This is a genomic window from Arthrobacter sp. S41, assembly GCF_004320535.1.
In the GTDB taxonomy this organism is placed as follows: domain Bacteria; phylum Actinomycetota; class Actinomycetes; order Actinomycetales; family Micrococcaceae; genus Glutamicibacter.
The window spans coordinates 302,035-326,691 of sequence record NZ_SIHY01000002.1 but is presented as its reverse complement, the minus strand read 5'-3'; the positions used below and the strand labels follow the sequence as shown (position 1 = coordinate 326,691).

The 24,657-nt window shown below is 55.1% G+C and carries 21 protein-coding genes and 1 tRNA gene; 14 read left to right on the top strand and 8 right to left on the bottom strand.

The window, feature by feature from the left end; genetic code table 11:
- Positions 1-57: 57 nt before the first annotated feature.
- The 5 genes from EYR88_RS12845 to EYR88_RS12825 all read left to right on the top strand — a co-directional run bounded on the left by EYR88_RS12845 (position 58) and on the right by EYR88_RS12825 (position 5,944).
- Positions 58-957, top strand: coding sequence for a TatD family hydrolase (locus EYR88_RS12845; protein ID WP_242632599.1), 900 nt, complete (start codon positions 58-60; stop codon positions 955-957).
- Positions 958-1,215: 258 nt separating this feature from the next.
- Positions 1,216-2,505, top strand: a complete 1,290-nt coding sequence (locus EYR88_RS16385; protein WP_131090154.1) for a resuscitation-promoting factor — start codon at positions 1,216-1,218, stop codon at positions 2,503-2,505.
- 99 nt (positions 2,506-2,604) lie between these two features.
- Positions 2,605-3,489: a 16S rRNA (adenine(1518)-N(6)/adenine(1519)-N(6))-dimethyltransferase RsmA gene (rsmA, locus tag EYR88_RS12835; protein WP_131090153.1), complete on the top strand. Its 885-nt coding sequence runs from the start codon at positions 2,605-2,607 to the stop codon at positions 3,487-3,489.
- 2 nt (positions 3,490-3,491) lie between these two features.
- Positions 3,492-4,424, top strand: coding sequence for a 4-(cytidine 5'-diphospho)-2-C-methyl-D-erythritol kinase (locus EYR88_RS12830; RefSeq protein ID WP_131090152.1), 933 nt, complete (start codon positions 3,492-3,494; stop codon positions 4,422-4,424).
- Positions 4,425-4,573: 149 nt separating this feature from the next.
- A complete protein-coding gene (locus tag EYR88_RS12825) occupies positions 4,574-5,944 on the top strand; it encodes an FAD-dependent oxidoreductase (protein WP_131090151.1) in 1,371 nt (456 codons plus the stop codon).
- A gap of 27 nt (positions 5,945-5,971) precedes the next feature.
- Here the strand turns inward: EYR88_RS12825 and EYR88_RS12820 are convergent, their stop codons facing one another.
- Together EYR88_RS12820 and EYR88_RS12815 are read right to left on the bottom strand one after the other, a co-directional pair.
- Complete coding sequence (locus EYR88_RS12820) at positions 5,972-6,250, bottom strand: antibiotic biosynthesis monooxygenase (protein ID WP_131090150.1); 279 nt, start codon at positions 6,248-6,250, stop codon at positions 5,972-5,974.
- Positions 6,251-6,369: 119 nt separating this feature from the next.
- Complete coding sequence (locus tag EYR88_RS12815; protein ID WP_131090149.1) at positions 6,370-8,163, bottom strand: ABC-F family ATP-binding cassette domain-containing protein; 1,794 nt, start codon at positions 8,161-8,163, stop codon at positions 6,370-6,372.
- Between the two features lie 163 nt (positions 8,164-8,326).
- On the opposite strand from EYR88_RS12815, the gene EYR88_RS12810 reads away from it, so the two are divergent.
- From EYR88_RS12810 to sufU, 8 genes are all read left to right on the top strand, one after another.
- Positions 8,327-8,401, top strand: a tRNA-Gln gene (locus EYR88_RS12810).
- Between the two features lie 132 nt (positions 8,402-8,533).
- Entirely contained in the window at positions 8,534-9,985 is a 1,452-nt protein-coding gene (glmU, locus tag EYR88_RS12805) for a bifunctional UDP-N-acetylglucosamine diphosphorylase/glucosamine-1-phosphate N-acetyltransferase GlmU (protein WP_131090148.1), read from the top strand.
- Positions 9,986-10,057: 72 nt separating this feature from the next.
- On the top strand, positions 10,058-11,038 hold the full coding sequence (locus tag EYR88_RS12800) for a ribose-phosphate diphosphokinase (RefSeq protein ID WP_131090147.1): 981 nt from the start codon (positions 10,058-10,060) through the stop codon (positions 11,036-11,038).
- Positions 11,039-11,508: 470 nt separating this feature from the next.
- Positions 11,509-11,814, top strand: a complete 306-nt coding sequence (locus tag EYR88_RS12795) for a hypothetical protein (RefSeq protein ID WP_131090146.1) — start codon at positions 11,509-11,511, stop codon at positions 11,812-11,814.
- Between the two features lie 588 nt (positions 11,815-12,402).
- The gene (locus EYR88_RS12790; RefSeq protein WP_131090145.1) at positions 12,403-12,687 is read left to right on the top strand and encodes a 50S ribosomal protein L25; all 285 of its coding nucleotides are present in this window, start codon (positions 12,403-12,405) and stop codon (positions 12,685-12,687) included.
- Between the two features lie 30 nt (positions 12,688-12,717).
- Positions 12,718-13,299 (top strand): aminoacyl-tRNA hydrolase, encoded by a 582-nt coding sequence (gene pth, locus EYR88_RS12785; RefSeq protein WP_131090144.1) that lies wholly within the window; start codon positions 12,718-12,720, stop codon positions 13,297-13,299.
- A 259-nt stretch (positions 13,300-13,558) separates the two neighbouring features.
- A complete protein-coding gene (locus tag EYR88_RS12780; RefSeq protein WP_131090372.1) occupies positions 13,559-14,851 on the top strand; it encodes a SufS family cysteine desulfurase in 1,293 nt (430 codons plus the stop codon).
- On the top strand, positions 14,852-15,304 hold the full coding sequence (gene sufU / locus EYR88_RS12775; protein WP_131090143.1) for a Fe-S cluster assembly sulfur transfer protein SufU: 453 nt from the start codon (positions 14,852-14,854) through the stop codon (positions 15,302-15,304).
- Positions 15,305-15,391: 87 nt separating this feature from the next.
- On the opposite strand, the gene nhaA is transcribed toward sufU, so the two are convergent.
- Positions 15,392-16,744, bottom strand: a complete 1,353-nt coding sequence (nhaA, locus tag EYR88_RS12770) for a Na+/H+ antiporter NhaA (RefSeq protein ID WP_131090142.1) — start codon at positions 16,742-16,744, stop codon at positions 15,392-15,394.
- 168 nt (positions 16,745-16,912) lie between these two features.
- Complete coding sequence (locus EYR88_RS12765; protein ID WP_131090141.1) at positions 16,913-17,407, bottom strand: DUF2505 domain-containing protein; 495 nt, start codon at positions 17,405-17,407, stop codon at positions 16,913-16,915.
- 245 nt (positions 17,408-17,652) lie between these two features.
- On the opposite strand from EYR88_RS12765, the gene mfd reads away from it, so the two are divergent.
- A complete protein-coding gene (gene mfd / locus EYR88_RS12760; protein WP_131090140.1) occupies positions 17,653-21,264 on the top strand; it encodes a transcription-repair coupling factor in 3,612 nt (1,203 codons plus the stop codon).
- 23 nt (positions 21,265-21,287) lie between these two features.
- On the opposite strand, the gene EYR88_RS12755 is transcribed toward mfd, so the two are convergent.
- From EYR88_RS12755 to EYR88_RS12740, 4 genes are all read right to left on the bottom strand, one after another.
- A complete protein-coding gene (locus EYR88_RS12755; RefSeq protein ID WP_131090139.1) occupies positions 21,288-21,782 on the bottom strand; it encodes a tetratricopeptide repeat protein in 495 nt (164 codons plus the stop codon).
- A gap of 91 nt (positions 21,783-21,873) precedes the next feature.
- Positions 21,874-22,131, bottom strand: coding sequence for a hypothetical protein (locus tag EYR88_RS12750; protein WP_131090138.1), 258 nt, complete (start codon positions 22,129-22,131; stop codon positions 21,874-21,876).
- A gap of 35 nt (positions 22,132-22,166) precedes the next feature.
- Positions 22,167-22,853, bottom strand: a complete 687-nt coding sequence (gene deoC / locus EYR88_RS12745) for a deoxyribose-phosphate aldolase (protein ID WP_131090137.1) — start codon at positions 22,851-22,853, stop codon at positions 22,167-22,169.
- 59 nt (positions 22,854-22,912) lie between these two features.
- Positions 22,913-24,643 (bottom strand): phospho-sugar mutase, encoded by a 1,731-nt coding sequence (locus EYR88_RS12740; protein ID WP_131090136.1) that lies wholly within the window; start codon positions 24,641-24,643, stop codon positions 22,913-22,915.
- Positions 24,644-24,657: the final 14 nt, after the last annotated feature.

Here is a 24,657-nt window from a genome sequence, read left to right as displayed (position 1 = left end):
GTGTCAAAGAAGTTGGATACCGACATCACCCGAATCCCTGAGGCCTACCGACCCACGTTGGAAGAGCTGCCGGCTGGTCACGAGGGCCGGGCTCGTAAGAGCGAAAGTGAAAAGGGTGGCAGTAGACGGAACCTGCAGTATCCCGAAGCGCCCGAAGCCTTGCCGATAGCCGTGGTAGATAACCATACGCATTTGGATTTCTTAGACGGCACCGTCAAAGTCTCACCCGCTGATGCACTGGCCGCAGCCGAATCTGTAGGCGTCCAAGGACTGATCCAAGTCGGTTGCGACGTAGAGTCATCGGAATTTGCCGTGCAACTTGCCAACGAATACCCGAATGTTCTGGCAGCAGTCGCCATCCATCCCAATGATGCTGCACGACTTGCCGAACGCGACGAGCTGACAAGTGCACTGGCGAGAATTGAAGAGCTGGCTGCAGACCCACGGGTACGTGCGCTGGGGGAGACCGGCCTGGACTACTTCCGTACCGGTGAGGAGGGACAAGGCGCTCAAGAGCAATCCTTCCGTGAACACCTTCGGATTGCAGTCGAGCTGGGCAAAGCTGTGCAGATTCATGACCGTGACGCGCACGAAGATGTGGTGCGAATTCTCAAGAGTTCCAAACTCCCTGAGAAAGTGGTCTTTCACTGCTTCTCCGGAGACAAAGACTTGGCGCAGATCTGTAACGACAATGGCTGGTACATGTCATTCTCTGGAACGGTGACTTTTAAGAATTCGTTTGGTCTTCGAGAAGCGCTGCAGATTGCTGACCCAAAGTTGCTGCTGGTTGAAACTGACGCACCATTTTTGACACCGCATCCATTCCGCGGACGCCCCAACGCAAGCTACATGATTCCGTACACCACCCGGTTCATGGCGCAGTCATTGGGTATGGATCTTGAAGAACTCTGTGCACAGATTAATGCAAATACCGGTGAAGTGTACGGAGGATTCTAGACCCGCTTGCTGTGCGTCTGGTTACAGAACTCTTGCAATGAATATAACGATTCGGTTACGGTAGATGTGATGTTCGAGATAATTCCTGTCAACTAAAGTGGCGGCGTTGAGTCGAGGCAGCCTGAAACTCGCCTGTTTATCAAGCGAGAAAATGGCCAAGAATTTGATTACTAACTAAGCAGCGGGTGCTGCTGGGCTCAACTGAAAGCTGAATTACCTTCAGCTCCTGAGCCATTAAACGATGGGGATCTCACTACCGTGACTCACTTGCTCAAGAAAACCTGGGTTAAATACCTGGCTCAGGCGCTCGCCGTGGCTGTGGTTATCGCCGGTGCCGTGTTCTACGTTGCCGGTCAAAAATCCGTAGTCATCTCCGTTGACGGAGAGCAAGAAGAAGTCTCCACTCGTGCAGCAACTGTCAGCGAACTGCTGAATCAGCAAGAAATCACCTTGGCGGAACGCGACGAAATTTCTGCCGCGCCAGAATCCGGACTGTCGGACAACCAGCAGATCGATATCAAGCGCAACAAGTCCGTTGAAGTAACTATCGACGGAACCGAGCGAGTCGTTCACACCACTGGCATGACCGTGGCAGACGTCGTTAACCAACTGAACCTTGATAAGGGCTCAGAAGTTTCCCTCGATGAAGACATGCAGCTCACCGCAGTGAGCGACGAACTTGAAGTGATCACTCCTAAAGACGTAAAGCTGATTGTTAACGACAAAAAGAAGACTGTCGCAAGCACCGCATCAACCATCAAAGAACTGCTCGCCGAGCAGAAAATCAAGGTTGACGACAACGACGAAATCAACGTCAAGGTTGACGATAAGAAGGACAAAAACGTCAAGGCCAGCGTAGCTATCGAAGCTGGCGCTGAAGTTGAGGTTATCGACGTCTCCATAAAGACTTGGGACGAAACCCGCGACATCGACTTTGATACCAAGGAAGTTAAAGACGACTCCTTGGAAAAGGGTGAAACCGAAGTAGAGACCACCGGCGAAAAGGGCGAGCGCGAGCTGACCCTTCGTCAGGAAACCCGAAACGGCAAAAAGGGTGAGGAAGAAGTTCTCAAGTCCAAGGTCTCCAAGGAACCTGTGGTTGAGGTAGTCAGCGTCGGCACCAAGGACTCGGCCAAGGAAGCTCAGGAAGCCAAGGAAAAGGCCGACAAGGAAGCCGAAGCGAAGGCTGAGGAAGAAGAATCTTCAGCTAAGAAGAGCGAAGCTAAGGAAGAGAAATCATCCAATAGCAGCGAAGAAAAGGAAGAATCCGCTCCGAAGCCTTCCACCAACACCAGCAACATTTCCTCCACCTGGAAGGCTCTGGCCAAGTGTGAGTCCGGTGGTAACTGGGCGATCAACTCCGGAAATGGTTACTACGGTGGCCTGCAGTTCTCTGCTTCTTCATGGAGGGCAGTCGGCGGTACCAAGTACGCACCACTTCCACACCAGGCTTCGCCTCAAGAACAGATCGCAGCAGCTGAAAAGCTTCGTGCATCGGGCGGCTGGGGCCACTGGCCAGCATGCTCGTCCAAGCTGGGCCTGCGCTAAAAATTAACAAGCCTAACGACGCGACGCGTTCACCATCACGGTGGACGCGTCGCGTTGTTATGTTTGGATCTATCTGACTGAACTAGAATTGGACTTGTGATGTCTAAGGAATCTTTGCCGCTGCTTGGGGCCACCGAAATCCGTCGTCTGGCCGAAGAGCTAGGAATCCGCCCTACCAAGACCTTGGGGCAGAACTTTGTGATTGATGGAAACACCATCCGTCGCATCGTTGCCGCCGCCAACGTTGACCCAGCCGAGACCGTGCTGGAAGTCGGCCCGGGGCTCGGTTCGCTGACCCTTGGCATCATGGATGCTGCAGCCAAAGTTGTCGCGGTGGAAATTGACCCTCCACTAGCCAAGCGCCTGCCACAGACCATGGCTGAGTTCCGTCCAGGGCGTGAAGATGATCTGACCGTGATCCTCAGTGATGCCATGAAGGTCACCGAACTGCCGCATAACCCCACTGCATTGGTGGCCAACCTGCCCTACAACGTTGCGGTACCGGTAGTCCTGCACTTACTGGAGCACTTCCCAAGCATCCGTCATGGACTGGTGATGGTTCAGGACGAAGTTGCTGACCGCATGAGCGCAACTCCGGGCAACAAGATTTACGGCATCCCATCGGTCAAGGGTGCCTGGTATGGCACCATGCGCAAGGCTGGCGTTATTGGTATGAACGTCTTCTGGCCAGCTCCGAAGATCCACTCTGGTCTAGTCTCGTTCACCCGGGACAAGGACCGCAGTGATGCGCCGGATCGCAAGGAAGTTTTTGCCATCATCGACGCCGCTTTTGCCCAGCGCCGCAAGACACTACGCGCAGCTCTGTCCGGATGGGCAGGCTCCGGTATTCGTGCCGAAAAGATTTTGGTGTTGGCCGGTATCGATCCAAAGGAACGCGGCGAAAAGTTGGATGTCGAGAAGTACATCGATATCGCTCGAGCCGCACAGCAGGTTCCTGCCGACAAACTAGCCAGCGAGGGCTAATCGTGGCCAAGCAACGAGTCATCGCCACTGCGCCGGGAAAGATCAACTGCTATTTCCGTGTTGGTCCGCCTCGCGAAGACGGCTATCACGAAGTGGCAAGCCTGTACGTAGCAGTGTCACTGACCGAGCAAATTGAAGCCAGCGTACGCACCGATGGTGAGCTTCTGCTGAGCTTGGAACCAGATTCGCCGGTAGTCCACGACCCAGAAAACTTCCCCTTGGGTGAAGGCAACCTCGTGTACCAAGCTGCTTCGCTACTGCGTGAGCACACCGGAACCACGCTGGGTGCAAACCTTCACATCACCAAGCGGGTACCCATCGCAGGCGGAATGGGTGGGGGATCAGCGGACGCTGCCGCCACCCTGGTGGCCTGCAACGAATTATGGCAGACACACCTAGACCGCGAGGAACTAGGACGATTAGGTGCACGGCTTGGCGCTGACGTACCTTTTGCCTTGATGGGTGGCGCAGCCATCGGTTTGGGCATTGGAGACAAGTTGGCTCCATTGCTTACCCGCGCCAAAACTCAGTGGGTACTCATCCCCGCCAGCTACGGTCTGTCCACGCCTCGGGTCTACGGCATGTTAGATCGTTTGCGCGCAGGTATGGAAATTGACGTACCTCAGGAAATTGATCCTGCAGTCATTGAAGCGTTGATGGCCTCTGACGCACCGGCTCTTGCCGAAGTTCTGGCCAACGACCTGACCCAAGCGTCCCTAGCCCTAGCACCAGAATTGGGCACCATGCGTGATCTGGCCGAAGGCGCCGGTGCGCTACGCGCGATGGTTTCCGGCTCAGGGCCAACCCTTGCTCTACTGGTGCGCGATCACGAGCATGCTCAGGAAGTCATCGCGCAGTTGGGCGATGAGGTAGGAGTAGCCACGATCCCGGTTACCGCCCCAGCTGCCGGAGCATATGTCACGCTCAGTGAGTAGCTGACCTTACTTTGTAGATCCTTGTAGCTTCGTGTAACCGCAAAGTTAACTTCCACCCATGCCTCTTGTCGTGCAATAAAACTGGTCATAGGCTGATTTCCAAGCGATGAATGAAAGTGGTTCATTTACGGAGTTCGGGGGAGTAGACCATGCTCAATGGACAGGTTTCGCATTGGTGGCAACAAATTGGTGCTCAGGAGCCTCGCCCCAACCTGCGCGGGCACGGCACTTTTGACGTCGCCATTGTTGGCGGTGGTTTTACCGGATTGTGGACGGCCTATTACCTAGCCAAGTCGGCTCCTGAACTGAATATCGCGATCTTTGAAGCTAGACATGTTGGCTACGGCGCTTCAGGACGTAACGGCGGTTGGCTGACAAATACCATCACCGCTGGCCGTGAACGCTACCTGAAAACACATCCGGTTCAGGCCATCAATGATTTCCAATTAGCCATGAATGACTCCGTTGAAGAGGTCATCAAGGTCTGCGAAACGGAAAATATCGATGCTGATATCTTGCGCGGTGGAGAATTTGAAGTCGCTTACACCCCTGCCCAAGAACATCGGCTACGCGCTCAAGCAGAAGCTGATCAGGGCTGGGAGCACACAGATGTTCGATTGCTAGAGGCCGCCGAAGCACAATGCAAGATCAGTGTTGCCGGAACACGAGCAGCCCTATGGCACCCACATGCTGCAAGAATTCAACCAGCAAAGCTTGTCCGAGGTCTGGCCCAAACGGTGGAACGTCTCGGCGTGAAAATTTACGAAGATACTCCGGTGCGCTCTATTCGTCCCCGTCAGGTTGATATCGAAGGCGGGACGGTTAGCGCGGAATACATTGTGCGTGCCACCGAAGGATTCACCGCGCAACTTACCGGTCACAAGCGGCTGTGGTTGCCCATGAACTCGTCGATGATTGTGACCGAGCCACTGCCGTCTTCTGTTTGGGATGAGTTGAATTGGAGCCAGGGAGAAGTGTTAGGCGACTTTGCCCATGTCTACATGTATGCCCAGCGCACCGCCGATAATCGAATCGCTATCGGTGGGCGTGGAGTGCCCTACAAATATGGTTCGCGCACCGACACCGATGGGCAAACCCCGCAAAGCACCATCGATGGATTGCAGGATGTTCTGCACAGGATGTTCCCACAAACTCATCACGCAAAAATTGATCATGCCTGGTCTGGCGTTTTAGGTGTTCCTCGGGACTGGGCTGCCACGGTGGGGTTGGACCCCATGACCGGCATAGGTTGGGCCGGCGGATACGTGGGCACGGGAGTAGCCACAACCAATCTTTCTGGTCGCACGTTGCGAGATTTGATCCTTGGGGAACAAACGGCACTGACAGAACTGCCGTGGGCCAACCATGCTGTACGCAAATGGGAACCTGAACCCCTACGCTGGCTGGCCACCAAGGGACTTTATGCTGCCTACGGCGCAGCGGATCGAAGCGAGCTGCGTGGAAGGGAAACGTCTTCGCCACTAGCCCTGCTTGCCGACAAGATCACCGGCAAACCCTAACCGCAGGGCCGCACATGTGATGTCGGGTTACAGACCCTCAATACGATAGTCGCGCTGGATCCCTGTAGTCCCTTGACCCCATGCACTGGAAGCCATGCGCTGCTGGTGCGCGTGGAAAGCTGAGGGACTGACGAATCGCTCAGCGACCTCCCACACCAGCGGGTCTTCGGTGGGTTGCACTTCAAATGAAATACAACCTTGCTCGGCCCGAGTCAGTTGGATATGGCTCGGCAATAAAGCACGTACGGTATCCGTTTCAGAAGGATTGCGGCAGATAAGGCGCCCGGTCAGGCTAACAATTTCCATATTTAGAGTCTGTCATATTCGCTGTGCAGCGCTGGCAGCAGTGGCTGAATACGACGTTGGCCCGGAATCTCAAAAAGATTCCGGGCCAACGAATGGTTGTCGCTCGCAGCTAGCGGGGACTACTCAAACAGTTCAGTCAGTTCCAGCCAGCGCTCTTCCAGCTCATCAATTTGAGCTTGGTATTCATCGATTTCCGCGGTGAATTTGCCCAGACCTGCATAGTCGCTTTGGTCATGACCAGCCATTTTGGTATGCACCTTGGCGATTTTTTCGTTCAGCTGTGAAACCTTGCGCTCGTTCGCGTTCAGTTCCTTTTGAGCCGCACGTAATTCGGCGCCGGAGGGACCTGCTGGCTTGGCAGCCGAGGAGTCACTCTGAGACTGCGATGGGTTGGAACCACCAGTAGAGCCTTCAGCGGCGCGAAGCTTTAGGTACTCATCTACGCCACCTGGCACATGACGGAATTTTCCGCCCAAAATGGCGTACTGCTGGTCAGTGACTCGTTCAAGTAAGTAACGGTCGTGGGAGACCACGATCAGGGTGCCTGGCCAAGAATCCAAGAGATCTTCTAGAGCCGCCAACATGTCGGTATCAACATCGTTAGTCGGCTCATCGAGGATCATTACGTTGGGCTCATCCATCAGGATCATCAGCAACTGCAGGCGACGACGTTGCCCACCAGAAAGCTCAGCGACCTTGGTGGATAGGTGTGCCGAAGAGAAACCAAGGCGCTCCAGCAGCTGTGCCGGAGTCAGGTCCTTGCCGTCCACATTAAAGGTCGTGCGGTAGCGGGCCAGGATTTCGCGGACCTTGTCCTGTCCGATCTGCTCCAGCTCGCGGAACTGCTGATCCAGTACAGCCAGCTTCACGGTTTGCCCCCGCTTGATCTTGCCACCGGTAGGTTCGACGGTGCCAGCGATCAGACCCAGCAACGTAGACTTGCCCGCTCCGTTGGCGCCAAGCAAGCCGCTGCGCTCGCCCGGACCGATTCGCCAGGTAAAGGGTTTGAGGACTTGTTTGGAACCGAAGGAAACCTCGGTATCCAACAGATCAATGACGTCTTTGCCCAGACGGCTGGTGGCCATCTTTTGCAGTTCCAGCGGGTTACGCGCCGGTGGCACATCAGCAATCAGCTGGTTGGCGGCTTCGATACGGAACTTTGGCTTGGACGTACGGGCTGGGGCGCCACGACGTAGCCAAGCGAGTTCCTTTTTCATCATGTTCTGGCGCTTGTTTTCGGTGACCGCGGCGATGCGGTCGCGTTCTACGCGCTGCAGTACGTAGGCGGCGTAGCCACCTTCAAAAGGTTCCACGATCTGGTTGTGTACTTCCCACGTGGTGGTGCACACTTCGTCAAGGAACCAACGGTCGTGGGTGACAACCATCAGGCCGCCGGAGTTTTTGGACCAGCGGTTGTTAACGTGCTCAGCCAACCAGGAGATGCCTTCAACATCAAGGTGGTTAGTAGGCTCATCGAGGATGACAACGTCCCAGTCTTGAACCAATAGAGCAGCTAGGGCAACACGGCGGCGCTGGCCGCCGGAGAGCGTGCCGACCTTTGCCTCCCAGTCCAAGTCGGCTACGAGACCGGCAATGACGTCACGAATACGAGCTTCGCCAGCCCACTGGTGATCATCCATCTCGCCGACCACACTGAAGTGCACGGTAGCCTCAGGATCTAGGGTGTCAGACTGATCCAACACGCCAACCCGCAGGCCGTTGCGTGAGGTGACACGTCCGGAATTGGGTTCGATTTTGCCCGAAAGCATACCGAGCAGCGAGGACTTGCCTTCGCCGTTGCGTCCCACCAAGCCGATACGGTCTCCATCGGAAATACCGATGGTGATCGATTCGAAGACAGTATGGGTGGGATATTCGAGATGTAGGGCTTCGCCCCCGAGTAAATGAGCCACGATTTCTATTTTACGTTCCGGGTGCAAATCGAAGTCTGAGCGCGGTGCCAGGTGCCACTTCGTGTACTCGTATTTAGCCATGGCGTTTTGCGATTTCACTCACGGGGCCGAACATGGCAGAATAATTAGCGTGCTTGTGGGGGATGACCCACATAAGCCGTTTTCCGCCCTGGTGTAATGGCAACACTCCAGCCTTTGGAGCTGTGTATTCTAGGTTCGAATCCTAGGGGCGGAACCAAAGAAAAAGCGTCACGCATGTGGCGCTTTTATTCTTTAACCAGTTCAGCCAATCTGGCTATGCACGTTAGACTTGTCTAAGGGTTATTCTTCTCTGCCCGAAACCTTGAATCTAATATGCAGGAGAACGCACTTGAGCGATCAGGTCAATGCACCAGTAGCTGTCATCGTCCTCGCCGCCGGCGCTGGTACCCGGATGAAGTCCGCCAAGCCGAAGATCATGCACGAAATCGCAGGTCGATCCATGATTGGGCACGCACTTCACGCAGCTTCTGCATTGGAACCAAAAAATCTTGTGGCCGTGGTTCGCCACCAGCGAGACCTGGTAGCTGAGCACATCCTCAGCCAGTTCCCTTCGATCACCGTCGCTGATCAGGATGAAATTCCGGGCACCGGACGCGCAGTTGCACAGGGCCTTGAAGCCGTGGACCCATCCCTTGAAGGCACCGTCGTGGTGACTTACGGTGATGTGCCATTGCTCACCAGCGAAGTACTGCAGGATCTTGTGGCTACCCACGAGACCAACCGCAACTCGGTGACCGTGCTGACCACCTCGTTGGAAGACCCCAACGGATATGGTCGTATTCTGCGCGACGAGAACGGCGAAGTTGCTGGAATCCGCGAGCAGAAGGATGCTTCGGCAGATGAACTGCTGATCAAGGAAATCAACTCCGGAATCTACGCATTTGATGCACAGATGCTGCGTTCGGCACTGACCGAGGTCACTACCGACAACGCGCAGGGCGAGATGTACCTGACCGACGTTTTGGCTATCGCTCGCGGTCGTGGCGGCCGTGTTGCTTCCTCGCAGATCGCTGACCGTTGGCAGATTGAGGGCGCTAACGACCGCGTCCAGGTCTCCAACTTGGCTCGTATTTACAACCAGCGCAAAACCGAATTCTGGATGCGTCAGGGTGTAACCATCGTTGATCCAGCCACCACGTGGATTGATGCAGACGTGATCATCGGTCAGGACACCACTCTGATGCCAGGCACTCAGCTGCACGGCGAAACGATTATTGGCGATAACGCCATCGTCGGCCCAGACACCACATTGACCAACGTCGTGGTTGGCCAGCGGGCCACCGTCAAGCGCACCGACGCCACCGACTCGCGCATCGCTGCAGGCGCCTCGGTTGGTCCCTTCGCTTACCTTCGCCCAGGTACCGATTTGGGTGTCGATGGCAAGATTGGCGCTTTCTACGAAACCAAGAACGTCACGATCGGTCGTGGCTCCAAGCTCTCGCATCTCGGCTACGCCGGCGATGCTGAAATCGGTGAATTCACCAATATCGGGTGTGGCAATATCACCGCGAACTACGATGGCGAAAAGAAGCACCGGACCAAGATTGGTTCGCACGTGCGCACCAGCTCTAACACCGTATTTGTTGCCCCAGTGGAAATTGGGGACGGCGCATACACCGGAGCTGGCGCCATCGTCCGCAAAAACGTCCCCGCCGGTGCCTTGGCACTGTCTGTGGCCCCGCAGCGTAACTCTGAGGGGTGGACGCTTGAAAAGCGCCCAGGTACCCCTTCGGCAGACGCCGCATTCAAGTCCTCTCTGAATTCCTCGGGCACCGAGTAATCCGGTCACGGACTTTATTTCCTCGACAACAACCTCATACGTGATAGCGAAGCGAGCGAGAAAGCATACCCAATGAGTGAAATCAGCCATAACGTCGACAAAAAGCTGGTGCTGGCCAGCGGTCGTGCACACCCGGAACTAGCCGCCGAGGTCGCCAAGGAACTTGGCACCGAACTTCTGCCGCTGAACGCCTATGACTTCGCCAACGGCGAGATCTACGTGCGCTCGGACGAGTCGGTCCGCGGTAAGGACGTCTTCCTGCTGCAGTCCTACCCAGCGCCAACAAACAACTGGCTGATGGAACAGCTGATCATGATTGACTCGATGAAGCGCGCTTCGGCTCGTCGTATCACCGTGGTAGCTCCGTTCTACCCTTACGCACGACAGGACAAGAAGGGCCGTGGCCGCGAGCCTATCTCGGCTCGTCTGGTTGCCGACCTATTCAAGACTGCCGGCGCAGACCGTATCATCTCTTGCGACCTGCACACCGCGCAGATTCAGGGCTTCTTCGACGGCCCGGTTGACCACCTCTTTGGTTTCCCAATGCTGGCGGACTACATCAAGACCAAAATTGATGTTAACGAAGCCACCGTGGTTTCCCCAGACACCGGACGTGTTCGCGTAGCAGAGCAGTGGGCTGACCGTTTGGGCGGCGTTCCTCTGGCCTTCGTACACAAGTCCCGCGACTTGACCGTGCCTAACCAGGCAGAGTCCAAGACCGTTGTGGGTCAGGTTGAGGGCCGCACCGCGATCCTGATTGACGACATGATTGATACCGGTGGAACCATCGCAGGTGCTGTGCGCGTGCTGAAGGAAGCCGGCGCCAAGGACGTCATCATCGCAGCTACCCACGCTGTCTTCTCGGATCCTGCTGCTCAGCGTTTGGCTGATTGTGGTGCACGCGAAGTTGTTGTCACCAACACCCTGCCAATCCCTGAAGACAAGCGTTTTGAGAACCTGACGGTGCTGTCCATTGCACCGACTATCGCTCGCGCGATCTCGGAAGTATTCCACGACGGTTCGGTCACGAACCTGTTTGACGGCCGCGCTTAGTAGCCCTCGTTTCGCATAGCTTCTGGCCGGTCCCTTTTGGGGCCGGCCAGAAGCGGTTAAGCCGAGTTGCTGAGAAGCTCAGGTAAAGGGCTTGAGCCTCTCCTACACTATGCAGAATCAACGTCCTCTAGTGCAGTTGAAACTGATCGAGATAGTAGCCGGACGGCTGTGTCTAGACAAAATCAAAACGGTCTTGGTTGGTGAAACCATGACTGGGCAGATCCGGACTGACAGATGGCGCAGGCATTGGCCAGCTGAACGACGTCTGGTCCGGATTCGTAATTGGCATGGGAAAGGCACGCCCTCCGACTTCATCCATTAGAAGATTTGAGTCAACCTCAAGATCAGCCTAGAGGCTCAGCCCGTAATTTGATCGCTGATGAGTGCGACAGTATCCGTCAGTATTTGGGTGACTTAACCTGTCGGTGACGCACGGTAGGGTCACGAGTGAGGGTACTAAGGAGAAAAGCATGGGTACGTGGATCACAAGTATCAGAAAACTCGACGGCGACTACATCGGCGGCAAAGAAGACTATTGGCTCGGGAAAGCAATCTATGACTTATGGGACGAGCGCTCTTTACACAAAGTAGAGGATGGGAAAACGACCTATCAGTATCGTCTGTCCGGCAAGGTTCAACCTGTCTTGGATCGAATGAAGACGGAACTGGACAAATCATCCGTTCCATCGTCCATTGAACTCTATTCAGGGATTGTTGAGCGGCTTTCAGCACTTGATCCGGACTCAGAACTGTACATAGAACTTTTTGACTGGTGACTCATTCCCTTTTGGGAAAGGTAGTAATTTGTAGATGCTCTGCTGCCATTCCAGTCTCAGTGAAAACACTCCGGATCATTGGTTAGTCAGGGGCAAGACACCACGCCGAGACTAGTCGGCAGACAGTCCCTATGATCCTCTTTTGGAGACTGTCAAAATAGATAATGGGGAGAGAGGCATCGATGCGAGTTGCCCGGTCGATGGCTTTTCCATGGAACGGGTGACTCTGAATGGAGGCAACGACTTGACCTTCGCCTACTCTGATCTCTGCCTTTGGATGACAGTGAGGACCTTCGCTGTGAGCCGCGAAGGCATTCTTCGTGGAATCTAACTAAGCAGCGGGGGAGCGTTATTACCGAATTGTTATCGTTTCGACAACTAAGCTGATTTAGTGGCGTTCGCTACAGGTTTTCTTCCTTGGAAGCGGAACTGGTAGAATTATTGACTGTGCCCAGGCGAGGGAATCACCAGAAATGGTGGGACCGTTATCGACAAGGCCGGAAAAGCTCTAGATCTCTTAGATGTTAGTTGCTTCCCGAGTCCACGCAAGGGCCTTAACGAAGCATCTATTTCCTAAGGAGAATCATCATGGCATCTGTAAACCTTGACGCCGTAGTACGCACCGATTTCGGTAAGGGCGCTGCCCGCCAGGCTCGTCGCGACGGCCAGATCCCAGCAGTAATCTACGGTGCAGGCTCGGAGCCACAGCACGTATTGCTGCCAATCCACGAAACCACCCTTGCTGTTCGTGACCGTAGCGTTGAGCTCGTTCTGAACGTTGAAGGCAAGACCGTAAAGACCAGCATCAAGGACATCCAGATCCACGCGCTTAACCGCACCGTTGATCACCTGGACCTCTTGATCGCTGCCTAATTCCAGCGAACTAGGTTTTAGCTAAGCATCATGAGTGATGGCACTTGGCTCGTAGCCGGACTCGGGAATCCCGGGTCCGGCTACGCTGGCAATAGACACAATATTGGGCAAATGGTGCTCGATGAACTGGCCAACCGTGTGGGATCGAAATTCAAATCTCACTCCTCACGGTCACAAATCGTTGAAGGCCGCATGGGTGTCGGCGGTCCGCGCATCGTGCTGGCCAAGCCGACGGTATTTATGAATCTCTCCGGAGGGCCGGTGGCCAACGCCGCTAAGTTCTTTGGAATCGACGTTGATCACCTGATCGTCGTTCACGATGAGATCGATATTCCTTTTGACACCGTCAAACTCAAACGTGGCGGGGGAGAAGGTGGACATAACGGTCTGCGCGATATCTCCAAAGCAATGGGTTCCAAAGACTATCTGCGCGTTCGCGCAGGAGTTGGTCGTCCACCAGGACGCATGGACACGGCTAAATGGGTCCTGCAAGATTTCTCGAAGACGGAAAAGCAAGATCTTCCGTTTTTGATTGATAACTGCGCAGACGCTGTTGAGCTACTAATGAGCTCGGGTCTCGAAGCAGCCCAAACAAAATTCCATACCAGCTAATCTGTATCACGTTGCCTTGCATTGTGCTCACACTTAGTTTTCGAGGATCGCGGGATGGCTCAGCCAACTCACCGCGGTCCTTGATCCGTTAAATAGGTCCCGTTTGAGGTGTTACTTACTAAGGCCAAACTTAGATGTACTTCTTGAGCCGGAGTGGAATAATTACCCAATGTACACCTTGCCTAATCCTTCAACGGTTTCTGACAACCGGCGAAACATGGCATCCCATGACAATTATTCGGAGGACCACGTGCAGACGATGACCGGTCAGCCAGAAGCCAATGTATCGCTCAGCGCCGTCGAGGTTCAGCGAATCAAGGCAGACTTTGAAATTCTGGAGCATCAAGTCAACAGCACCGACGTCGTGTACTTAGACTCTGGTGCAACCAGCCAAAAGCCACGTTGCGTGTATGAAGCGGAGCAGCACTACTACGAAAACGCTAACGCGGCCGTACACCGTGGCGCTCACACGCTAGCCGTTGAGGCCACCGAAATCTATGAAGAGGCGCGCGAGACCGTCGCGAAATTCATCGGCGCACGCACCAATGAACTGGTGTGGACCTCCAACGCAACAGAAGCACTGAACTTAATCAGCTACTCAATCTCCAATGCCTCATTGGGCCGCGGAGGAGAAGCCGCGGCACGCTTCCGCATTGGTCCTGGCGATGAAATTCTCACCACCGAAATTGAGCACCACGCCAACCTGATTCCGTGGCAGGAACTTGCGTTCCGCACTGGTGCTACCTTGCGTTACGTTCCTGTCAGCGAAGACGGATCATTGCGTTATGACTTGATCGATGAGTTGGTGACCGAGAAGACCAAGCTTGTAGCCTTCACCCACGTCTCCAACGTCTTGGGAACTATCACCGATACTCAGCGTTTTGTCGATGCTGCCCGCAAGGTTGGTGCACTGACTGTTCTTGATGGTTGCCAGTCAGTACCGCACCTTCCGGTAGACGTGAAGGCCCTTGACGTGGATTTCATGGCTTTCTCAGGACATAAGATGCTCGGGCCAACCGGCATCGGGGCGCTCTATGGTCGTGAAGAACTACTGAACGCCATGCCTCCGTTCCTCACCGGCGGATCAATGATCACCGTGGTTGATATGGAGCACGCAGAATTTCTTCCGGCTCCGCAGCGCTTTGAAGCCGGGACCCAGCGCATTGCCCAGACCCATGGTTTGGCTACCGCGGTAAGTTACCTGCAAGAAATTGGCATGGACCGCATCGCTCAGTGGGAAGAACACCTGGGTACTTTGCTCTTTGAAGGATTATCCAAGATTGAAGGCGTGCGCGTCTTTGGACCAAGCGACGTCCGTCGAATCGGTACCGTGCCATTTGAGGTCGTAGGAGTGCACCCACACGACGTAGGGCAATACCTAGACTCGCGTGGCATTGCCGTACGAGTAGGACATCACTGCGCACAACCACTGCACCGAGCCCTGGGCGTCACTGCGACCACTCGTGCAAGCACTTATCTGTACAACACGGAAGACGATATCAAGGCTCTACTAGTCGCCTTGAGCTCCGTGCGCGAATACTTTGGAGTCTAAGTGAACGAATTAGATCAGCTATACCAACAGGTCATCCTGGATCACTCCAAGCGACGCTTCGGCTCGCCACTGGTGGAGACCACCGAAGGGCTTCTGCACGGTGAATCACACCAGCACAACCCCATTTGTGGTGACCAGATCCGCGTGCGCGTGGAATTGAACGATGAAGACCATTTTGAAGCCATGAGCTGGGAAGGCGATGGCTGTTCTATCTCCATGGCCTCGGCCTCAGTACTCAGCGAGATGCTCCCGGAGATGACCAAGGAAGAGTTCTTGGACAAGCTGGAGATCTTCCGCGAGATGATGCGCTCCAAGGGAACCTTTGAACCAGATGAAGAGGTCCTAGAGGACGCTGCCGCCTTCGTGGGCGTCTCCAAGTTCCCTGCTCGCGTCAAGTGCGCGATGCTCGCTTGGGTCGCTGCTGAAGCGGCCATGTTTGGCGCTAATAAGTAGCCAGCACGCAAAGAACTGTGGCGCTTGCTCTCCATCCCGGAGGGCAAGCGCCACAGTCTTTTAACTACTAGCTACGAATTCTGCACGCTAGTTATTTTCGCCATCTTGCTGATACACATCAGGCACACCATCAGCATTAGCGTCCCGAGTCTCACGCTCATTGATCACCTTGTAGCGACGATTGCGCGGGACAAGCCACAGGGCGCCGAGGATAGCTGCGATAAACGAACCGCTGAGGATGGCAACCTTCGCATGCTCATAGTGAGCAGATTCCAGACCAAAGGACAGCTCGGAAACCAGCAGCGAGACGGTGAAGCCAATTCCTGCCAACAGGGTTACCCCGAGCAAGTCACCCCACTGAGCATCCTTGTCCAAGGAAGCCTTGGTGAATTTGGTCAGCAACCAGGTTGATCCCATGATGCCAATCGGCTTGCCCAACACAAGACCCAGAACAATGCCCCAGAAGACAGGGTCAGTAAATACGTTGCCACTGGCTGGATCGGATGAAACTACGCTCACGCCGGCCGCAAAGAACGCAAAAATTGGGATGCAGATACCGGATGACAACGGGCGGAAGCGATGCTCAAACTGTTCAGCAAGCCCGATTCCTTCGCGACCGTCCGTGCGCTTGACTGGGACACAGAAGCCCAAGACTACGCCCGCGATGGTGGCGTGAATGCCGGAGCCAAAGACGAAGATCCAGGTGATGATGCCCAATGGCAACAAGATCACCCAGGCAGCCCAAGCATGCTTGGCAAAGAACTTGCCGAAGTAGCGTGCCAAGAGAGTGAAAAGAATGATCGGGATCAGCGATAGCCCAAGATAGGCCAGCTTAAGTTCATCAGTGAAAACAAAGGCAATGATGACGATGGCGATTAGGTCATCCACCACTGCCAAGGTGAGCAGGAAGATTCTTAGTGCGGCTGGAAGTGCCGAACCGATGACGGCCAGCACGGCGACAGCAAAGGCAATGTCAGTGGCTGTTGGAATGGCCCAACCGCGTAGTAGTTCTTGGCCACCGCCAGAGCCCGAAGCAATGGCCACAAAGATGAGCGCCGGTACGAGGACACCGCCGAATGCTGCAGCCACAGGGACAGCTGCAGTCTTCACGTTACGCAGGTCACCGATGACAAATTCTTTTTTCAGTTCCAAACCGGTGAGGAAGAAGAACACCGCAAGCAGCGCGTCCGCAGCCCAGTGGCCGATGGAGAGATTTAGATCTACACCTAACAGCGTTGGGCCAAAGTGGAAATCACGCAGTGCAAAGTAGGACTCGCGTAGGGGAGTGTTGGCCCAGATTAGTGCCAGCAACGCTCCGGCGATAAGCACCATGCCACCGACGGTTTCTTTGCGCAGGATATCTCCGATGCGCACGGACTCTTTGTAGCTTGGGCGGGAAAACAGGCTCTTGTCGGAACCCGAAGACGGAGTTTGGTTCATGCGTTAACTCGCTTACTTCGTTAAATGAATATTTCTCGCCGACCAGACTTCCCGGCACACCTTATTCCAGCTTATCGCGATCGATGATCAAGAGCACAAATCCCCGGATGTATTGCGAAATTCGCAGATCCGGGGAATGCGCTCAGAGCGATCTTTTGAGTCGTTGGCCTACTTGGAGAGCCAAGCGTTAACCTGTTCTGCCTGCAAGTTCAGGGCCTTGCCAATGTAGGGTTCGGCGGCGGAAGCAAGCTTGCCGCCGATGAATGGAATCGAGGAAGAGACTTTGGCATCAACGGCTAGCTGCGAGGTTTCGCCTTGTCCGGTGAGCTGCTCGGTGCCAGTGACAGTCACAGGAACGCCGCCGATGGTGATTCGCACTCTTGCAGAACGGCTTCCGCCGGCATCCGGTGCGGTCCACTGTTCTACCTGAGTGATTTCAATGGAGGCTCCAACAAACTTGCGAGCGAAGTCAGGAACCCGGTCAGTAGGCACGGAACGGACTGTCGTTAGCGTAAAGGCCCCTGCGACATCGCCATCTACGGTGAATTCGTTCAGGGTGCCGTTGGCGACCTTGGTCAGATGCTCGGCGAAGCCGCGATCGCTTAAAGTAGCGATGACCTGCTGTGCAGGATGGCCGATCTGAGTACTTGCGTTCAATGCCATGAAAGCTAATCCCAATCTGGAAATTTGGCTGGGCGGGCAACAAAAAGTGCACGCCCGGGGACGGACAGTATTAACACTATCCGCTGGGATGTATTAGGTAGGCTAGGACTGCACCTAAAACAACATATTGGCGTTGAGTCGACCGCGGAATATCATTTGCGGTCGGTGTTCGTGGTGTCGAATTGGTTCAGGAATACAACTGAGCACACGGCTTCAAGCGCCTGCACGAGAGGATACGAACCCCCATGAGCCTGAGCGGACTTCATGACTTCCTGCGCGAGGAACCATCCTTCCGTCGCATCCACCAAAGTGCAGCGAACAGCTTTTCGACGCGGAGTGAAGAGCTGGAGATCGCGGCCCCGCAAGGCATGCGTGCGATCCTCGCCGCCCAGATTTCTCAGGCGCTGAGCGAGAGCAAACATTCTGGAGTGACCCTGATTGTCACTGCCACCGGTCGTGAAGCCGAAGAAGTATCAAGCTCACTGAACGCCTTTCTTCCAACAGAGCAGATTGCTGAATTCCCATCGTGGGAGACCTTGCCGCATGAACGCCTTTCGCCTCGAAGCGACACGGTGGGACGTCGCCTCGAAGTACTGCGCCGGCTACACAACCGGGACGAAAATCTCAACGTGGTGATCGCACCCATCCGAGCAGTGCTGCAACCACTCGTTGCTGGCCTAGGTGAACTGCGCCCGGTGACCTTGGAACTAGACGCCGAACCTGGATTTGATCAGGTCATCAAGGATCTCGCATCAGCTGCCTATGCTCGGGTGGACATGGTCACGCACCGAGGCGAGTTTGCCGTACGTGGTGGCATCATCGATGTCTTCCCACCAACGTTGGACCATCCGGTCCGTATCGATTTTTTCGGTGACCAAATTGATTCGATGCGTTTCTTCGCCATCGCCGATCAGCGCTCCACCGATGACCAGGGCCCACAAAAGATTATTGCCACGCCGTGCCGAGAAATGTTGATCACACCACAGGTCATGAGCCGGGCTGCCAACCTGAAAAACCATTTCCCAGCCGCTGAAGAAATGCTCACCAAAATTGCTGGTGGCATCGCCGTGGAGGGTATGGAATCTCTGGCACCCCTTCTGGTGGACCACATGGTTCCGTTGCTTTCCCTCCTGCCGGAATCCTCGATTGCACTGGTCATGGAACCAGAACGAGTGCGCGCCCGTGCACAGGATCTGAATGCCACTAACGCGGAGTTCCTTGCGGCCGCGTGGGCTTCGGCCTCAGATGGCGCCACAGCCCCACTGGATTTGAACACCGCCAGCTCGGAGCGCAAGCTCGCTAGCGGCGATTTTGCCTCGCTTTCCGAAACCCTTGAGCACGCCAAGGCCGCGAAGGTGTCCTGGTGGGCGCTGACCGCCATGGGCGCGGATGAAGAGCTGGAAGTCGGCGCGTCAACCATTCGCATCCCTGCGCGGGAACCACACGGCTATCAAGGCGACATTGAGGCGATGATGGAATTCATCGCTTCACGAGTTAAAGATCAGTGGCGTTTTGTTGTGGCCACCGACGGACCTGGTCCAGCGCAACGGCTATCTGAGCTGTTCGCTGAATTCAGCATTCCAGCCCACCGAGTTGAAACCCTTGACCAGGCGCCAACCGCGGGACTTATCGAAATCACCCAAGCGACCGCTGGGCGTGGATTTGTCTTTGAAGAGCTCAAGTTTGGGCTACTCACCGAAGCCGACCTTTTGGGTCGTTCAAGCGCGTACCCAAATCGTAAGGGACGCAAGCTCACCGCAAAGCGCAAGCGCAATGCCGTAGATCCACTCAGCCTGCAGGCAGGGGACTTCATCGTCCATGAGCAGCACGGCATCGGTAAATTTGTTGAATTGATGGCTCGCAAAGTTGCAGGTTCAGGCAAAGACGCCAAACGAGAATACTTGGTCGTTGAATACGCCTCCTCCAAACGTGGCGCACCGGGGGACCGACTATTCGTTCCCACAGACCAGCTGCACATGGTTACCCGATATGTCGGCGGCGAAGCACCCACCCTGTCCAAGATGGGTGGCTCAGACTGGGCCAGCACCAAGTCCAAAGCGCGCAAAGCGGTCAAGGAGATCGCTGGCGATTTGATCAAGCTGTATTCGGCACGCATGGCCAGCCGTGGGCACGCCTTCGGCCAAGACACTCCTTGGCAACATGAACTCGAAGAGGCCTTTGCCTTCATCGAAACTCCTGACCAGCTAACCGCAATCAATGAGGTTAAGTCGGATATGGAAAAGGAAATCCCGATGGATCGGTTGATTTCTGGTGACGTGGGCTTCGGCAAAACCGAAATTGCTGTCCGTGCAGCCTTCAAGGCCGTTCAAGACTCAAAGCAGGTTGCGGTACTGGTACCGACCACATTGCTTGCCTCCCAGCATCAGCAGACGTTCACCGAACGCTATTCGGGATTCCCGGTTCGAGTGAAAACACTGTCACGTTTCCAGACGGCCAAGGAATCCAAGGAGATCATGGCCGGACTGCAAGATGGCAGTGTTGATATCGTCATCGGTACCCACCGTTTGCTCTCCAAAAACGTTCAGTTCAAAAATCTTGGCCTTGTCATCATCGATGAGGAACAGCGTTTTGGTGTTGAGCACAAGGAAGAACTTAAGAAGCTGCGCACTAACGTGGATGTGCTGGCAATGAGCGCCACGCCAATTCCGCGTACCTTGGAAATGTCGCTCACCGGAATCCGTGAGACCTCCACTTTGGCCACGCCACCGGAAGAACGTCATCCGGTCTTGACCTACGTTGGCCCGCGAAGCGACAAGCAGATTTCGGCAGCCATCAAGCGTGAACTCATGCGCGATGGGCAGGTCTTCTTTGTCCACAACCGAGTTTCATCCATTGAGCGAGTGGCAGCAGAACTTCGCGAGCTGGCCCCTGAAGCGCGCATTGAAGTGGCGCATGGCAAGATGAGTGAGTCACGACTGGAACGGATCATCCAGGACTTCTGGGAAAAGAAATTTGATGTTCTGGTCTCCACCACCATTATTGAAACCGGCTTGGACATTTCCAACGCCAACACTTTGATTGTGGACCGGGCCAACAACTATGGTCTCTCCCAATTGCACCAGCTTCGTGGACGAGTCGGTCGTGGCCGTGAGCGTGCCTACGCTTACTTCCTGTGGGATGTAGAAAAGCCGTTGGGCGAGATTGCTCTTGAACGCCTCAAAGCGGTAGCAGCGCACAATGAGTTGGGTTCCGGCTACCAACTAGCGATGAAGGACTTGGAGCTGCGTGGAGCTGGCAATCTACTTGGTGGAGAGCAGTCCGGACATATTGCTGGGGTTGGCTTTGATTTGTACCTGCGCCTCGTGGGCGAGGCTGTCGCCGACTACAAGGGTGAGGGTGAAGAAGAAGCCACCGAGATGAAAATCGACCTGCCGGTCAACGCTCACCTACCGCACGACTATGTTCCCGGTGAACGTCTGCGCTTGGAGGCTTACCGCAATATCGCCGCCGCGGAAACCGACGAGGCGCTGACCGAGGTGCGTGAAGAACTGGTGGACCGCTACGGAAAGCTACCGCAACCGGTCGAGAACCTGATGCGGGTAGCAGCACTGCGCATCCGTGCTCGGGCTGTCGGGCTCAATGACATTCAGCAGATTGGCAACAACATCAAGGTGTCACCAGCCAAGATTGAAGACCTACCAGCGTCACGACAAGTCCGACTGGAACGCCTGTACCCAGGGGCAGCAAATAAGCCAGCGCTTAACTCGATCTTCATTCCAAAGCCAAGAACTTCACCTATTGGCGGGCGCGACCTAGTGGACGAAGAAATTTTGGAGTGGGCCGAAAAGCTGCTCTACGCGATCTTCGAACCAACCCCGGCACCGGCTACGAAATAACCGCCGGCCAGACGGAGAAGGGCTTAGCTTTGCGCTACGCCCGGGGCGGAAAGGTCCTGGGCGTAGGCGGATAAGGCTCTGGCGTAGAGTTTGTTCGCTGGCGCCAGAGCAGTCACAGCAATTCGCACGGCTTCGGTCTGTCGACCGGCATCCGATAAGGCGAGCGTGAGAAACCCCTGTGCGTCGATGTGTAAGTCGGAGTCGGGGGAAACCTGTTCCAACAGGCTAATTGCTTGGTCAAAATCTCCAAGATTTCGCAATGTGCTCGCTAGTTGGATCCGAGCCTCATCCTGCTTTTGACCCGGTAGACCAGCCTGCAGTGCCTTGCTGTAGGGCTCTACTGCCAGTTGCTCTTCACCGAGAAAATCATGCAGGGAAGCAATTTCAAATAGGACACGTGGATCATTGGGGTCCAAGCCGGATAGCAGTTCATCAAGTTCAGCACGAAGCTGCTCGCCGCTCTTTGCCGCCGAAGCGTTCCAATAATCTTCTACCTGCTGATCCCACGACTTATCCATAACCCAAGTTTATGGCCGGCTTTTGGATTCACTACAGCTTAAAGAAAAGTTGGGCGATCCCGTAGGACCGCCCAACTATCGAAAGTCTGAATTACTGCTGGTGAGCAGCGCTTGCAGCGATGCGAGCTTCAGCCTTTTCGGAGTGGCTCATCAGGTGCATTGGAATAGCAAAAGCCAAGAACATCAGGGCGAAGCCCAGAAGAGTTGGCAACCACGCATTGTCCAGTTCCCAGAAGCCCAGGGTGTAAATGCCAGCTGAGAACATCACGAAGAAGATCACAAAACTAACAATGTTGCCGACAAGGCGGCCTTCACCTGAATGGGCAGTGTTCTTGCCGTTCGAGTACACTTTTTCTCCTTGAGGAAACAGATCGGTGCGATGTCCTAGTAGCTGGAACCGCTTTGCTCTCCTTCTAGGATAGCAACTCCTGAGCTAGATCCCAGACGGGTTGCTCCAGCGGTGATCATGGCACGGGCAGTTTCAACGCTGCGCACCCCGCCGGAGGCCTTAACGCCGAGTTCAGCGCCGACGGTCTGGCGCATCAATGCGACATCTTCAACAGTGGCCCCGCCGGTGGAGAAGCCAGTGGAGGTCTTCACGAAGTCAGCACCTGCTGCCTTAGCGGCCTCGCAAGCCAAAACCTTGGCTTCTTCGGTGAGCAGGCAGGTTTCGATGATGACCTTCAAGATCGCGCCACCCTCGTGAGCGGCCTGAGCGATAGCAAAGATCTCGTTGACCAACGCGTCGCGATCTCCGCGCAGTGCAGCAGCAATATCAATGACCATGTCGATCTCGTTGGCACCGTCAGCTACTGCGTGCTTGGTTTCAAAAACCTTGGTGTCGGTGGCCGAAGCACCAAGTGGGAAGCCGATCACCGAGCAGGTCAAGACGTCGGAGCCTTCAAGCTCGCGAGCCACGGTGGAAACCCACAGTGGGTTGACGCATACCGACTTGAATTCATACTTCTTGGCTTCTTCGCAGATCTGCACAATCTGTTCCCGGGAGGCGTTGGGAGCCAACAGGGTGTGATCAATGTAGCCAGCAATGTCGCGGGCGGTAAGTTCAGTCATCTATTCCTCTAACAAATACGGGTTCAAGCCATTCAGCTGAAAGTCTTGAAGGGGTAAGCCTAGTTGGCATTTAGGTATGCTGCCAATTCCTGCTTGATGGTTTGGACCTGAGCGGTGGCGCGTTCACGTGCAGCAGGAACCTGTTCCAGCTGGTCAACCGGTTCAATGGTTTCCAAGTAGCACTTGAGTTTTGGTTCGGTGCCCGAAGGACGAACGATGACGCGTGCGCCGGAGAAGGTGTGCAAAACAATGGCGTTGGTTGCCGGCAGCTTATCTGTGCCCTTGGACAGATCCGTGACCTCAGAAACTTCCGAACCACCTAGGGACTCAGGAGCGTTCTGACGGAAGCGATCCATCAACACAGGGATCTGCGCCAGGTCCGTGAAACGCAAAGACAATTGGTCGGTGACGTGCACACCATGACGGGCAGCTAGCTCATCAAGGCGGGCCGAAATTGTGCTGCCCTCATCCTTGAGCTGGGCAGCTAGGTCGGCCAATGCGATACCGGCAGAGATTCCATCTTTGTCGCGGACAAGATCTGGAGCGACGCAGTAGCCCAGTGCTTCTTCATAACCAAAACCAAGATCTTCAACTCGTGAGATCCACTTAAAACCGGTCAAGGTTTCCTCATGCTCACGCCCCGCGTCCTTGGCAATAGCTGCCAGCATCCGGGAGGAAACGATGGAATTAGCCAGCTTTTTGCCCTCGGGCAAAGTCTTTGAAATTTGGTCACCCAAAAGCCAACCGACTTCATCACCGCGCAGCATACGCCACGTATCCCCAACGATGATCGCTGCTGCGCAGCGGTCAGCATCCGGGTCATTGGCGATTACTAGATCCGCGTTCACCTCACGAGCCAAGGCCAAAGATAAATCAATGGCTCCTGGTTCTTCAGGGTTTGGGAACTTTACAGTGGGGAAGAGTGGATCTGGACGCTCTTGTTCGACAACCATGTGAACGTCGCTAAAACCGGCATTGAGCAATGCCTGTTTCATGGTGTGCCCACCAACCCCATGCATGGCAGAAACAACAACGCGCAGGTTCTTGCGGGACGATCCTTCGGGCTGATCTTCTGGGATCACCGGATGAATCGCAGCCAAGTAAGCTGCCTCAATATCACCTTCAGTGCCCAGCGCGGGAAGTACTTCCCAGCCAGAGTCCGCCAGCTCAATCTGTGCAACAGGCTGTTGGTGATCAATCAAGGCAGCAATCTGAGCATCAATAGGGGAGACGATCTGTGCGCCACGGCCCGAATCATCGGTAATCCGCCCGCCCACGTAGACCTTGTAACCGTTATCGCGTGGTGGGTTATGGCTTGCCGTGACCATGACCCCTGCTTCAGCAGAAAATTCACGCACTGCCCACGCCAAGACGGGTGTTGGCAGTGGGGAAGGCATCAGCAATACCTCGAAGCCGGCGGCGGCGAACACGCCGGCCGAGTCCTTGGCAAAAACGTCAGAGTTAAACCGAGCGTCAAAGCCGATCACAACTTTGGGGGTATAGGCAGATGCTGCCTTCTCTTTGAGGAATCGAGCGATACCTGCGGCGGTACGCAAAACAACAACGCGGTTCATGCGCATTGGACCGGCACCCAGTTCAGCGCGCAGCCCGGCCGTGCCAAATTCGAGCACACCAGAAAAACGGTCAGAGATGTCCTCGAAGGCCAACGCGTCACCTTCGGTGACCCGCTCGATGAGCAAGTTCAACTCTTCTTGAGTCTCGGCGTCCGGATCTTGGGCAGCCCATTTGCCGGCCACATCGAGCAGCTCGATCTTATCTGTATGATTCACTGATTTCCCTTTGA